Origin of the sequence: Streptomyces venetus (assembly GCF_039540295.1) — a bacterium.
GTDB classification, from domain to species: domain Bacteria; phylum Actinomycetota; class Actinomycetes; order Streptomycetales; family Streptomycetaceae; genus Streptomyces; species Streptomyces venetus.
Genome location: NZ_BAABET010000012.1, coordinates 62980 through 76848 on the forward strand (window position 1 = coordinate 62980; position 13869 = coordinate 76848).

Annotated in this window: 11 protein-coding genes; 10 read left to right on the forward strand and 1 reads right to left on the reverse strand. The window is 70.7% G+C overall.

Annotated elements, in window-relative coordinates:
- Nucleotides 1-251 precede the first annotated feature (251 nt).
- A complete protein-coding gene (locus ABEA82_RS32525; RefSeq protein ID WP_425588575.1) occupies nt 252-863 on the reverse strand; it encodes a beta-class carbonic anhydrase in 612 nt (203 codons plus the stop codon).
- 306 nt (nt 864-1169) lie between these two features.
- On the opposite strand from ABEA82_RS32525, the gene rsmH reads away from it, so the two are divergent.
- The 10 genes from rsmH (at nt 1170) to ABEA82_RS32575 (ending at nt 13747) form a co-directional block, all read left to right on the forward strand.
- The gene (rsmH, locus tag ABEA82_RS32530; RefSeq protein WP_345665311.1) at nt 1170-2126 is read left to right on the forward strand and encodes a 16S rRNA (cytosine(1402)-N(4))-methyltransferase RsmH; all 957 of its coding nucleotides are present in this window, start codon (nt 1170-1172) and stop codon (nt 2124-2126) included.
- A 53-nt stretch (nt 2127-2179) separates the two neighbouring features.
- On the forward strand, nt 2180-2629 hold the full coding sequence (gene ftsL, locus ABEA82_RS32535; RefSeq protein WP_345665312.1) for a cell division protein FtsL: 450 nt from the start codon (nt 2180-2182) through the stop codon (nt 2627-2629).
- A gap of 64 nt (nt 2630-2693) precedes the next feature.
- The gene (locus ABEA82_RS32540) at nt 2694-4661 is read left to right on the forward strand and encodes a peptidoglycan D,D-transpeptidase FtsI family protein (RefSeq protein WP_345665513.1); all 1968 of its coding nucleotides are present in this window, start codon (nt 2694-2696) and stop codon (nt 4659-4661) included.
- Between the two features lie 181 nt (nt 4662-4842).
- A complete protein-coding gene (locus tag ABEA82_RS32545) occupies nt 4843-6363 on the forward strand; it encodes a UDP-N-acetylmuramoyl-L-alanyl-D-glutamate--2,6-diaminopimelate ligase (RefSeq protein ID WP_345665313.1) in 1521 nt (506 codons plus the stop codon).
- 28 nt (nt 6364-6391) lie between these two features.
- On the forward strand, nt 6392-7807 hold the full coding sequence (locus tag ABEA82_RS32550; protein ID WP_345665314.1) for a UDP-N-acetylmuramoyl-tripeptide--D-alanyl-D-alanine ligase: 1416 nt from the start codon (nt 6392-6394) through the stop codon (nt 7805-7807).
- Complete coding sequence (gene mraY, locus ABEA82_RS32555) at nt 7807-8898, forward strand: phospho-N-acetylmuramoyl-pentapeptide-transferase (RefSeq protein ID WP_003989622.1); 1092 nt, start codon at nt 7807-7809, stop codon at nt 8896-8898. The genes ABEA82_RS32550 and mraY overlap by 1 nt, the downstream gene beginning before the upstream one ends.
- Complete coding sequence (gene murD / locus ABEA82_RS32560) at nt 8880-10322, forward strand: UDP-N-acetylmuramoyl-L-alanine--D-glutamate ligase (protein WP_345665315.1); 1443 nt, start codon at nt 8880-8882, stop codon at nt 10320-10322. The genes mraY and murD overlap by 19 nt, the downstream gene beginning before the upstream one ends.
- Nucleotides 10323-10457: 135 nt before the next feature.
- Nucleotides 10458-11822 (forward strand): putative lipid II flippase FtsW, encoded by a 1365-nt coding sequence (ftsW, locus tag ABEA82_RS32565; RefSeq protein WP_345665316.1) that lies wholly within the window; start codon nt 10458-10460, stop codon nt 11820-11822.
- 6 nt (nt 11823-11828) lie between these two features.
- Nucleotides 11829-12926 carry an undecaprenyldiphospho-muramoylpentapeptide beta-N-acetylglucosaminyltransferase gene (murG, locus tag ABEA82_RS32570; RefSeq protein WP_345665317.1) on the forward strand — a complete coding sequence of 366 codons (1098 nt, stop codon included), beginning with the start codon at nt 11829-11831 and terminating at the stop codon, nt 12924-12926.
- 26 nt (nt 12927-12952) lie between these two features.
- Nucleotides 12953-13747 carry a cell division protein FtsQ/DivIB gene (locus tag ABEA82_RS32575; RefSeq protein ID WP_345665318.1) on the forward strand — a complete coding sequence of 265 codons (795 nt, stop codon included), beginning with the start codon at nt 12953-12955 and terminating at the stop codon, nt 13745-13747.
- Nucleotides 13748-13869 lie beyond the last annotated feature (122 nt).

The window sequence follows — 13869 nt, forward strand, 5'->3', positions numbered from 1 at the left end:
GGGATACCCCATTTTCCCGGGCCGACGCCGCATGACGCGGACCGGCCCACCCCGAACCACGGGCACCACGCGCGATACGTTCCGCGTGACGCCACTCCCGCATTCTTGCTGCCGTTACCGATTCGTGTCACTCGACTGTGGACAACTGGCCGCGATATGTCGGTCTTGCGGCCTTTTCGAACGTGTGACTGACAGGCTTTCGACAGCTGCGTGCAGGTGGTCGTCCGGGCGGGCCGGCCTCGGTGCCCAGGTCAGGAGGCGGGGTCGACCTCGCGCAGAAGGCCCGTCTTCACGTCGAAGACGAATCCGCGGACATCGTCCGTGTGCTGCAGGAACGGCGAGGTACGCACCCGCTGCATCGACTGCCGCACGTCCTGGTCGACGTCCGTGAAGGACTCGACGGCCCAGGCCGGGCGCTGGCCGACCTCCAGTTCCAGCTCGGTACGGAAGTCCTCGGTCAGCGATTCCAGGCCGCATCCCGTGTGGTGGATGAGCACGACGCTGCGCGTGCCGAGCTTGCGCTGGCTGATGGTCAGAGAGCGGATCACGTCGTCGGTGACGACACCGCCCGCGTTGCGGATGGTGTGGCAGTCGCCGAGCTCCAGGCCGAGTGCGGCGTGCAGGTCGAGACGGGCGTCCATGCAGGCCACGACGGCGACGTGGAGAACGGGTCGGGCGTCCATGCCGGGGTCGGTGAAGGCCGCCGCGTAACGCTGGTTCGCCTCCACGAGCCGGTCGGTGACGGTGCCGCCGGTGGTCGCGCCGTCGGGGCCAGTGGGAACCGATGCAGAAGTCATCATATCTATGACGGTACTGGTCACGAGTGTTCTCGGCCTGCTGTGAGAGGGGACAAAGAACGTCATCGGGCCTTGTAGTGAGGTAACCCACAAGGGTGGTGTGCCGACGGCCGCGACGCGCAGGCCGGTTGATTGACCGGGAGACAGGGTGGACTAAAGTGACGCGAAGCGGGAGGCGCGAGCCCTCGCTGGACTGTTCTTCCCGGAGACCCGGCGACGCCCGGAGCTCTCCCCACGTGCGCGGCGCGTACGTACGGCTCGGCCTCCTCCCGCTCCCGGCCGGCTGACGCTTCCGGCGCCGGCAGGCCTCCCCTTCACGAGCGGGCGGGGACCCGGCGGTGCGTACGGCCGCGCCGGATCTGAGAGGGCCTCTTGAGCCAGAGTCGACACGTCCCGGTGATGCTCCAGCGGTGCCTGGACCTGCTCGCACCCGCGCTGGAGGGCCCGGACCCGGTGGTCGTCGACTGCACCCTCGGCCTCGGCGGCCACAGCGAGGCGCTCCTGGAGAGGTTCCCCGAGGCCCGGCTCGTCGCCCTCGACCGCGACAAGGAGGCGCTGCGCCTGGCCGGCGAGCGGCTCGCACCCCACGGCGAGCGCGCCACCCTCGTCCACGCCGTGTACGACGAACTCCCCGAGGTGCTGGACAGGCTGGGCATCCGGCGCGTGCAGGGCGTGCTGTTCGACCTCGGCGTCTCCTCCATGCAGCTCGACGAGGCCGACCGCGGCTTCGCCTACGCCCAGGACGCCCCGCTCGACATGCGCATGGACCAGACGACCGGCGTCAGCGCCGCCGAGGTCCTCAACACCTACCCGCCGGGCGAACTCGTGCGCATCCTGCGCGCCTACGGCGAGGAGAAGCAGGCCAAGCGGATCGTGGCCGCGATCGTGCGGGAGCGGGAGAAGGAGCCGTTCAGCAACAGCGCGCGGCTGGTCGAGCTGATCCGGGACGCGCTGCCGCAGGCCGCCAAGCGCACCGGCGGCAACCCGGCGAAGCGGACGTTCCAGGCCCTGCGCATCGAGGTCAACGGTGAACTCGCCGTCCTCGAACGGGCCGTCCCGGCCGCCGTGGAGGCACTCGACGTGGGCGGGCGGATCGCGGTGCTGTCGTACCACTCGCTGGAGGACCGGCTGGTCAAGCAGGTGTTCGCGGCGGGCGCCGCCACCACCGCGCCGCCCGGGCTGCCCGTCGTGCCCGAGCGGTACCAGCCGCGGCTCAAGCTGCTCACGCGTGGTGCCGAACTCCCCACCGAGGAGGAGATCGCCGAGAACCGGCGCGCGGCACCGGCGCGGCTGCGCGGGGCGCAGCGCATCAGGGAGTCCGTCGAATGAGAGCCGTGAGCCACGTGCAGGGCGGGCGGGTGTCCGGAACCGAGGGAGCGTGAGTGAGCAGCAAACCCGAACTGAAGGGGAGGGCGGCACGTCTCGCGCGGCTCCTCCCGACCGGCCCCGGGCAGGCGGCCCGCACGCCCTTCGTCTTCCTGGTGGTCCTCCTGCTCGGCGGCGGGCTCATCTGCCTCCTGGTGCTGAACTCGGCCCTCAGCGAAGGCGCGTTCAAGCTCGACGACCTCCAGCGCGAGACCAAGAGCCTCACCGACGAGGAGCAGGCCCTCCAGCGGGACATCGACGCCTACTCCGCTCCGGAGGCGCTCCAGCGCCGCGCCCGTGAACTCGGCATGGTCCCCGGCGGCGACCCCGCCTTCCTCGACCCCGACGGCAGCGTCAAGGGCGTTCCCAGCGCCGCCCCGGGCGTCTCGCGGACCGCCGTGCACATCCCCTTGGTGCTCGCCCCCGAGGCCATGACCAACGGTCCCGCCCCGGCCCCCGGCAGGTGACGGACGTGGACGACCACCACGTCAGGCGGACCGCTCCGACCCCGACCCCCGGCAGGTGACGGAAGTGGATGACCACCACGGCAGGCAACCCCCGCGCCGCCGCGTACCCGGCCCCGCCAGGCCCGTCCGTCCCGACGCGCGACGCCGGCCAGGCCCCGGTGCCCGGCCCGCACGGCGCCCGGCGCAGGGCCGCCCGGGGGCGCCCCGGCCCCTTCGGCTCGGCAGCCCCCGGCCCCGGCTGCGCCTGGTCGGACTCGCGCTGACGCTGGTGCTGATCGCCTTCGTCGTACGGCTCTTCCAGGTGCAGGCCGTCGACGCGAGCACCTACGCCGCCAAGGCCGAGCAGAACCGGTACGTCGGGCAGGTGCTCGCCGCGGACCGGGGCGAGATCACCGACCGGTCCGGCGTGGCCCTCGCGACCAGCGAGGACGCCTACGACATCACGGCCGACCCCACGATGTTCGCCCCCGACATGCTGAAGATCGGGGACGGGCCCGAGCAGGCGGCCGCGCTGCTCGCGCCGATCCTCGGCCAGGACCAGGAGACGCTGGTCAAGAAGCTGCGGCCGAAGAACACGGCCCTGCGGTACGTCAAACTGGCCTCCCGGCAGACCCCGCAGGTCTGGAAGCAGATCAAGGACCTGAAGTCCGCGCTCGCCAAGAAGGCGGAGACGGACAAGTCCACGCACAACGTCCTCTCGGGCGTCTTCTCCGTCGCCACCAGCAAGCGTGTGTACCCGAACGGCGACCTCGCCGCCGGGATACTGGGCTGGGTCAACGGCGAGGGCAAGCCGGGCGGCGGCATCGAGCTGCAGCTGAACAAGCAGCTCGCCGGCAAGGACGGCAAGATCCGCTACGCCCAGTCCGGCGGCCGGCTCGTGCCCACCGCGGGCTCCACCGAGACGCCCGCCGTGCCCGGCAGCGACGTCGAGCTCACCATCGACCGCGACATCCAGTGGGCCGCCCAGAAGGCCATCACCGACCAGGTGCGGGAGTCCGCGGCCGACCGCGGCTACGTCATCGTCCAGGACACCCGCACCGGTCAGATCCTGGCCATGGCCAATTCGCCCGGCTTCGACCCGAACGACCTGTCCGACGCCGATCCGGCCGCCCTGGGCAACGCCGCCGTCCAGGACGCCTTCGAACCCGGCTCCACCGCCAAGGTCATGTCGATGGCCGCCGTCCTGGAGGAGAACGCCGCCACCCCGATGACCCACGTCGTCGTGCCCAACCGGCTGCACCGGGGCGACCGGCTCTTCAAGGACGACATCGACCACCCGACCTGGTACCTGACCCTGAACGGCGTCCTCGCCAAGTCCAGCAACATCGGCACCATCCTCGCCACCGGCCAGCTCGGCAAGACCCAGGCGGAGGCCAACAAGGTCCTCTACCGCTACCTGCGCGCGTTCGGCCTCGGCAGCGAGAGCGGCCTCGGTTTCCCCGGCGAGACCGAGGGCATCCTGGCCCCGCCCGACAAGTGGTCGACCTCGCAGCAGTACACGATCCCTTTCGGCCAGGGCGTCTCGCTCAACGCCATGCAGGCGGCGTCCGTGTACTCGACCATCGCCAACGGCGGCGTCCGCGTGGAACCCACCCTCGTACGCGGCACCACGGGCTCCGACGGCCGTTTCACCCCGGCCCCCGAGCCCGCGAAGAAGCGGATCGTCAGTGCGAAGACGGCGAAAACGCTCGCCCGGATGCTGGAGTCCGTCGTGGACGACGAGGAGGGCACCGGCACCAAGGCACGCATCCCCGGCTACCGCGTGGCGGGCAAGACGGGCACGGCGAACCGCGTGGATCCGGCCACCGGCAAGTACCACGGCTACACCTCGTCGTTCGCCGGGTTCGCGCCCGCCGACCAACCCCGCATCACCGTCTACTGCGCCATCCAGAACGCCACCAGCGGCAGCTACTTCGGCGGCCAGATCTGCGGCCCCGTCTACAAGCAGGTCATGGAGTTCGCGCTGAAGTCCCTCCAGGTCCCGCCGACCGGGGCCAAGCCCGCGAAGCTGCCGGTCACCTTCGCCCGCTGATCGGTCACAGCCCCCGATCAGCACGGAACCAGCCAGGAACCACCTCGTGACAACGATCACTCCCGACCCCGGGAACCAGAGCGCTGCCCGCCCCTCACTTCGCCCGGAGGCGGGTACGCCCGGTACGCTCACCGCCGTGCCACACGCTGATCAGTCCCAAACCACCCAGAAGGGCCATCCCGTGACATACCCCGGGCCGCCCAGGCCGGTGCACGTCTCCGCCACACCCCTCGCGGAGCTCGCCGATCAGCTGGGTGCTTCCGCGCCGGAGAGTGCCGCCGAGGTCACCGGCATCACCCATGACTCGCGCGCCGTACGCCCCGGCGACCTGTACGCCGCCCTCCCGGGCGCCCGGCTGCACGGCGCCGACTTCGTCAACCAGGCCGCGGGCCTCGGCGCCGCCGCCGTGCTGACCGACCCGACCGGGGCCGAGCGCGCCGCCGCGTCCGGACTGCCGGTCCTGGTCGTCGACGACCCGCGCGGGCGGATGGGCGAGCTGGCCGCCACGATCTACGGCCACCCCGGCCGGGACCTGCTCCAGATCGGCATCACCGGCACCTCCGGCAAGACCACCACCGCCTACCTGGTCGAGGGCGGCCTGAAGACGGTTCGGTCCACCGGCCTGATCGGCACGGTCGAGATGCGCATCGGCGACGAACGCATCAGGTCCGAGCGCACCACCCCCGAAGCCACCGACCTCCAGGCCCTGTTCGCCGTCATGCGCGAACGCGGGGTCGAGGCGGTCGCCATGGAGGTCTCCAGCCACGCCCTGGTGCTCGGCCGCGTCGACGGCTGCGTCTTCGACATCGGCGTCTTCACCAACCTCAGCCCGGAACACATGGAGTTCCACTCGGGCATGGAGGACTACTTCCAGGCCAAGGCGCAGCTGTTCACGCCGAAACGCGGCAAACTCGGCGTGGTCAACGTCGACGACGAGTACGGGCGCAGGCTGGCGAACGAGGCCACCGTGCCGGTCGTCACCTACTCCGCCGAGGGCCACCCCGACGCCGACTGGCGCGCCGAGGACGTCGTGGTCGGCCAGCTGGACTCGACGTTCACCGTCGTCGGTCCCAAGGGCGAGCGGATCAGCGCCAAGTCGCCGCTGCCGGGGCCCTTCAACGTGGCCAACACCCTGGCCGCGATCGTCGCCCTCGCCGTCGCCGGCCTCGACCCGCAGGCCGCCGCCGACGGCGTGGCCGCCGTACCCGGGGTGCCGGGCCGCCTGGAGCGCGTGGACGCCGGGCAGCCGTACCTCGCGGTCGTCGACTACGCCCACAAGACCGACGCCGTCGAGTCCGTGCTGCGGGCACTGCGCAAGGTCACCGAGGGCAAGCTCCACATCGTCCTCGGCTGCGGCGGCGACCGGGACAAGACCAAGCGCGAGCCCATGGGCGCCGCCGCGGCCCGGCTCGCGGACACCGCCGTACTGACCTCCGACAACCCCCGTTCCGAGGATCCCCTCGCGATCCTCGCCACGATGCTCCAGGGCGCGGCGTCCGTGCCCGCGTACGAGCGCGGCGAGGTGGCCGTCTTCGAGGACCGGGCCGCCGCGATCGCCGCCGCCGTCGCCCGCGCCGAGCCCGGCGACACCGTCCTGGTCGCGGGCAAGGGCCACGAGCAGGGCCAGGACATCGCCGGGGTGGTCCGTCCCTTCGACGACCGCCAGGTGCTTCGCGAAGCCATCCAGAAGACCCAGGGATGAAATCCCGCATGATCCAGGGGATGAACTTGTGATCGCCCTCTCCCTCGCCGAGATCGCAGAAGTCGTCGGCGGGCAGACGCACGACATACCGGATCCGTCCGTCCAGGTCACCGGCCCGGTCGTCCGGGACTCCCGCGAGGCGGGGCCGGGCAGCCTGTTCGCCGCCTTCGCCGGTGAGCGCGTGGACGGCCACGACTTCGCGGCGGCGGTCGTCGGGGCGGGAGCGGTGGCCGTGCTCGGCACCCGGCCCGTCGGTGTGCCCGCCATCGTCGTGGACGACGTCCAGACGGCCCTCGGCGCCCTCGCGCGGCACGTCGTACGACGTCTCGGTGCCACCCTCGTCGCCCTCACCGGCTCGGCGGGCAAGACCAGCACCAAGGACCTCATCGCGCAGGTACTCCAGCGCAAGGCACCGACGGTTTTCACGCCCGGCTCGCTCAACAACGAGATCGGACTGCCGCTGACCGCGCTCAGCGCCACCGAGGAGACCCGCTTCCTGGTCCTGGAGATGGGCGCCCGCGGCATCGGGCACATCCGCTACCTCGCCGGTCTGACGCCCCCCAGGATCGGCCTCGTCCTCAACGTCGGCAGCGCCCACATCGGCGAGTTCGGCGGCCGGGAGCAGATCGCCCAGGCCAAGGGCGAACTCGTCGAGGCCCTGCCGTCCGAGGCCGAGGGCGGCACCGCGATCCTCAACGCGGACGACCCCTACGTACGGGCCATGGCCTCCCGAACGAAGGCGAAGGTGATCCTTTTCGGAGAGTCCGGCGAAGCGGACGTCTCCGCCGAGAACGTCCGACTCACGGACACCGGACAGCCCGCTTTCAGGCTTCACACACCCTCCGGTGCAAGCGATGTGACCATGCGCCTGTACGGTGAGCACCACGTGTCGAACGCGCTCGCCGCGGCCGCCGTCGCCCACGAGTTGGGCATGTCCGCAGACGAGATCGCCGTTGCGCTCTCCGAGGCGGGCTCCCTCTCCCGCTGGCGGATGGAGGTCACCGAGCGCCCGGACGGCGTGACGGTCGTCAACGACGCCTACAACGCGAACCCCGAGTCCATGCGAGCCGCTCTGCGCGCGCTCGTGGCGATGGGCAAGGGGCGGCGGACGTGGGCGGTGCTCGGCAAGATGGCCGAGCTCGGGGACGAGGCTCTCGCCGAGCACGACGCGGTCGGACGGCTTGCCGTCCGGCTCAACGTCAGCAAGCTCGTCGCGGTCGGTGGCAGGGAAGCCGCCTGGCTGCAACTGGGCGCATATAACGAGGGTTCGTGGGGTGAGGAGTCGGTGCACGTGTCCGACGCACAGGCGGCGGTCGACCTGTTGCGCAGCGAGTTGCGCCCGGGAGACGTCGTACTCGTGAAGGCGTCCCGTTCGGTCGGCCTCGAGGGCGTGGCGCAGGCGCTGCTCGAGACCGGTGCCGAGGGTGAGGTTTCCGCCCGATGATGAAGCAGATCCTGTTCGCAGGAGTCATTGGTCTCTTCCTCACACTGATCGGCACCCCGCTGCTGATCAAGCTGCTCGCCCGCAAGGGCTACGGCCAGTACATCCGTGACGACGGCCCGCGCGAGCACGCCAGCAAGCGCGGTACGCCGACCATGGGCGGTATCGCCTTCATCCTGGCGACGGTCGCCGCGTACTTCCTGGCCAAGGTGATCACGGGCTATCTGGACCCGGAGGCCGACGCGGCGCCGACCTTCTCGGGTCTGCTGGTGCTCGGCCTGATGGTCGGCATGGGCCTGGTCGGCTTCCTCGACGACTACATCAAGATCGTCAAACGGCGTTCACTGGGTCTGCGGGCCAAGGCCAAGATGGCCGGCCAGCTGATCGTCGGCATCGGCTTCGCGGTGCTCTCGCTGCAGTTCGCGGACAACCGGGGCAACACCCCGGCGTCCACGAAGCTGTCGTTCATCACGGACTTCGGCTGGACGATCGGACCCGTGCTCTTCGTGGTCTGGGCGCTGTTCATGATCCTCGCGATGTCGAACGGCGTGAACCTGACCGACGGTCTGGACGGTCTGGCCACCGGCGCCTCGGTGCTCGTCTTCGGCGCCTACACCTTCATCGGCGTCTGGCAGTTCCAGGAGTCCTGCGCCAACGCGCAGACCCTGACCAACCCGGGCGCGTGCTACGAGGTGCGAGATCCGCTCGACCTGGCGGTGGTCGCCTCGGCGCTGATGGGCGCCTGCCTCGGCTTCCTGTGGTGGAACACCTCGCCGGCCAAGATCTTCATGGGTGACACCGGTTCGCTGGCGCTCGGCGGTGTGCTCGCCGGCCTCGCGATCTGCTCCCGCACCGAGCTGCTGATGGCCATCCTCGGCGGTCTGTTCGTCCTGATCACCATGTCCGTGGTGATCCAGGTCGGTTCCTTCCGCCTCACCGGCAAGCGCGTCTTCCGGATGGCGCCACTCCAACACCACTTCGAACTCAAGGGCTGGTCCGAAGTTCTTGTCGTGGTCCGCTTCTGGATCATTCAGGGCATTTGTGTGATCGTCGGACTTGGACTCTTCTACGCAGGATGGGCAGCGGACAAGTGACCTCCCCGGAGCCCTACGAGTTTCAGGGCAAGCACGTCACCGTCGCCGGGCTCGGCGTCTCCGGCGTCCCGGCGGCCAAGGTGCTGCACGGCCTCGGCGCGATCGTCACGGTCGTCAACGACGGCGCCGACGAGCGCGCGCGGGCGCAGGCGGACGAGCTGGAGGCGCTCGGCATCACCGTGCGCCTCGGTGACGGCGACACCCTGCCCGAGGGCTCCGAACTGATCGTCACCGCGCCCGGCTGGAAGCCGGACAAGCCGCTGTTCGCGGCGGCGGACCGAGCGGGCGTCCCCGTCTGGGGCGACGTCGAACTGGCCTGGCGCCTGCGCGGCCCCGACGCCGCTCCCTGGCTGGCCGTCACGGGCACCAACGGCAAGACCACCACCGTCCAGATGCTGGCGTCGATCCTGACGGCGGCCGGACTGCGCACCGCCGCCGTCGGCAACATCGGCGTCTCCCTGTTGGACGCGGTGCTCGGCGAGGAGCCGTACGACGTCCTGGCCGTGGAGCTGTCCAGCTACCAGCTGCACTGGGCGCCCTCGCTGCGCGCCCACTCGGCCGCGGTGCTCAACCTCGCCCCCGACCACCTCGACTGGCACGGCTCCATGGAGGCGTACGCCGCCGACAAGGGCCGGATCTACGAGGGCAATCGCGTCGCCTGCGTCTACAACGTCGCCGACAAGGCCACCGAGGACCTGGTCCGCGAGGCCGACGTCGAGGAGGGCTGCCGGGCGATCGGCTTCACCCTCGGCACGCCCGCGCCCTCCCAACTCGGCGTCGTGGAGGGCATCCTGGTCGACCGCGCCTTCGTCGAGAACCGGCAGAAGAACGCCCAGGAGCTCGCCGAGGTCGCGGACGTCAACCCGCCGGCCCCGCACAACATCGCCAACGCCCTCGCGGCGGCGGCCCTCGCGCGCGCCTTCGGCGTGCCCGCCCAGGCCGTACGGGACGGCCTGCGGGCCTTCACCCCGGACGCCCACCGCATCGCGCACGTGGCCGACGTGGACGGGGTCGCGTACGTCGACGACTCCAAGGCCACCAACACGCACGCCGCGGAAGCCTCGTTGGCGGCGTACGAGTCGATCGTGTGGATCGCGGGCGGGCTGGCGAAGGGCGCGACCTTCGACGAACTGGTCGCCAAGTCGGCGCCCCGGCTGCGCGGGGCCGTGCTGATCGGCGCGGACCGCGAGCTCATCCGCGAAGCCCTGGCGCGACACGCCCCGGAAGTACCCGTCGTCGACCTCGACCGGACCGACACTGGGGCGATGCGCGCGGCGGTTCAGGAGGCGCACAGGCTCGCTCGCACCGGTGACACGGTGCTGCTGGCTCCGGCCTGTGCCTCCATGGACATGTTCGCCAACTACAACAAGCGCGGGGACGCTTTCGCGGACGCCGTCCGTGAGCTCGGCTCCGCCGAGGGCTGACCCGGGTCCGCCTTGCCCGGCGGCGGTGCCGGGCGAACCTGGGAGGGACGCGTGAGACGGATGTGGCTGGTGCCCGAGCGGCCGGGGGACGTCCGCCGCACAACGTTCCCCACCGGCACGGAAGGGTGAGCGGCGATGCCCACCAGCCGTACCGGACGGCCGCCGGCTCCACGAGTTCCCAAGCGCCCCGCCGCGACCCGGCTCCCGCGCCAGACCGGCGTCCGCGCCTTCTACCACCGTGCCCGCAGAGGCTGGGACCGGCCGCTGACCGCCTACTACCTCATCTTCGGCGGCAGTCTGCTGATCACCGTGCTGGGGCTGGTGATGGTCTACTCGGCCTCGCAGATCACCGCGCTCCAGATGTCGCTGCCGGGCTCCTACTTCTTCCGCAAGCAGCTCCTCGCGGCGGTCATCGGCGCCGGTCTGCTGTTCGCGGCCTCACGGATGCCGGTGCGGCTGCACCGGGCGCTGGCCTACCCGATCCTCGCGGGCGCCGTCTTCCTCATGATCCTGGTCCAGATCCCGGGGATAGGAGTGTCGGTCAACGGCAACCAGAACTGGATCTCGCTCGGCGGCTCCTTCCAGATCCAGCCCAGTGAGTTCGGCAAGCTGGCCCTCGTCCTGTGGGGCGCCGACCTGCTCGCCCGCAAGCAGGACAAGAGGCTGCTGACCCAGTGGAAGCACATGCTCGTGCCGCTGGTGCCGGCCGCCTTCATGCTGCTCGGCCTGATCATGATCGGCGGCGACATGGGCACCGCGATCATCCTCACCGCCATCCTCTTCGGCCTGCTCTGGCTGGCCGGCGCGCCCACGCGGCTGTTCGCCGGGGTCCTGTCGGTCGCCGCCGTGCTCGGCCTGATCCTCATCAAGACCAGCGCCAACCGCATGGCCCGCCTCCAGTGCCTCGGCGCCACCGAACCCCAGTCGGGCCCCGTCGACTGCTGGCAGGCCGTGCACGGGATCTACGCCCTCGCCTCCGGCGGAATCTTCGGTTCCGGGCTGGGCGCGAGTGTGGAGAAATGGGGCCAACTCCCCGAAGCCCACACCGACTTCATCTTCGCCGTCACCGGTGAGGAACTGGGCCTGGCGGGGACGCTGTCGGTACTCGCCCTCTTCGCGGCTCTAGGCTATGCGGGTATCCGCGTGGCCGGACGCACGGAGGACCCCTTCGTCAGGTACGCCGCGGGAGGCGTGACCACCTGGATCACGGCCCAGGCCGTGATCAACATCGGTGCGGTGCTCGGTCTGCTGCCGATCGCCGGTGTCCCCCTCCCGCTGTTCTCCTACGGAGGATCCGCCCTGCTGCCGACCATGTTCGCCATCGGGTTGCTGATCGCCTTCGCGCGCGACGAGCCCGCTGCGCGGGCGGCGCTTGCGATGCGGCAACCCCGCTTTGGTAGAAAGCGGGGGGCTGGGGGCACCGGTTCCAAGCGGAGTCCCCGGAGATGGAACACGATGCGACGGCGCGCCTCGGTGGCGCGCTCGTCCGGAGAGCGGTGAATTTCGGTGCATGTCGTACTCGCCGGCGGAGGAACCGCGGGCCACATCGAGCCCGCGCTCGCCCTCGCGGACGCCCTGCGCAGGCAGGATCCGACCGTGGGCATCACGGCCCTGGGCACGGAGCGCGGCCTCGAGACACGTCTCGTACCCGAGCGTGGGTACGAACTCGCGCTGATCCCCGCCGTGCCGCTGCCACGCAAGCCCACCCCCGAGCTGATCACCGTCCCGGGCCGGCTGCGCGGCACCATCAAGGCGACCGAGCAGATCCTGGAGCGCACCAAGGCGGACGCCGTGGTCGGCTTCGGCGGTTACGTCGCCCTGCCCGGTTACCTCGCGGCCAAGCGCCTGGGCGTGCCGATCGTCATCCACGAGGCCAACGCCCGCCCCGGCCTGGCCAACAAGATCGGCTCGCGGTACGCCAGCCAGGTCGCCGTCTCCACGCCCGACAGCAAGCTGCGGAACTCCCGTTACATCGGCATCCCGCTGCGCCGCTCCATCGCCACCCTGGACCGGGCCGCCGTACGCCCGGAGGCCCGCGCCGCGTTCGGCCTGGACCCGAACCTGCCCACGCTGCTGGTCACCGGCGGCTCCCAGGGCGCCCGCCGCCTGAACGAGGTCGTCCAGCAGGTGGCGCCCTGGCTCCAGCAGGCCGGAATCCAGATCCTGCACGCGGTCGGCCCGAAGAACGAACTGCCGCAGGTCCACCAGATGCCGGGAATGCCCCCCTATGTGCCGGTAAGTTACCTGGACCGGATGGACCTCGCGTACGCCGCGGCCGACATGATGCTCTGCCGCGCGGGCGCGATGACCGTCGCCGAACTCTCCGCCGTCGGGCTTCCGGCCGCCTACGTCCCGCTGCCCATCGGCAACGGCGAACAGCGGCTCAACGCCCAGCCGGTGGTCAAGGCCGGCGGCGGTCTGCTGGTCGACGACGCGGAGCTGACCCCCGAGTGGGTCCAGCAGAACGTCCTGCCCGTGCTCGCCGACCCGCACCGGCTGTACCAGATGTCCCGCAGCGCCGCCGAGTTCGGCCGCCGGGACGCCGACGACCTGCTCGTCGGCATGGTGTACGAGGCGATCGCCGCCAGTCGTGCACAGCGCTAGGACTGTATGACGGAAGGCAGGGGAGCGTGGCCGGATCGACCACCGCCGAGCGCGGTGAACGCAAGCAGGAGTCGTCCGGCCCGCCGCTCCGTCTGCGGTCGCGGCGGGCCCGGCTTCGTGTGATCGTCATCCTGGGTCTCGTCCTGGTCTTCCTCGGCTTCCCGACGGTCTGGCTCTTCTGGGGCTCCGCGTGGCTGCGCGCCGAGAAGGTCTCCGTGTCAGGTACACGGGTCCTGACGCCGGCTCAGGTACGGGCGGCCGCCGAGGTCCCCCTCGGGAAGCCGTTGATTTCCGTGGACACGGATGCGATCGAGACGCGGCTGCGCCGGAAATTGCCCCGAATCGACTCGGTTGACGCGGTCCGTTCCTGGCCCCATGGAATCCGGCTGAAAGTGGTCGAGCGGACTCCGGTTCTGATTGTCCAAAAGGGCGGAAAGTTCGTCGAAGTGGACGATGAAGGTGTCCGTTTCGCCACGGTTTCCGAGGCGCCGAAAGGCGTGCCCGCACTGGAATTGACGCTGTCCCGGTCCAGCTCCGCGGCCGCGAGCCTGCGCCGCTTCGGCGAGTCCCGGCTGGTGCGCGAGGCGGTGGTCGTCGCGCGCGCCGTTCCGGCCGCCGTCGCGCACGGCACACGCACCGTCAAGGTCCGTTCCTACGACGACATCTCGCTGGAGTTGGCGGACGGCCGCACGGTCGGCTGGGGAAGCAGCGAGAAGGGCGCCGCGAAGGCCCGTGCGCTCACCGCCCTGATGAAAGCCTCGCCCGGCGCGCGGCACTTCGACGTGAGTGTTCCCACCGCGCCCGCGTCATCAGGGAGTTGACGCACATCCGCGCAGGCCAGCACCCTGGTTGGGCAGTGCTACGGCTGATCACATAGGGTGAAAAGAAAAACGGGAGGTTCGGCGTGTTCGTTGAACGTGCGCCACTTGTCGACTTAGTGTCC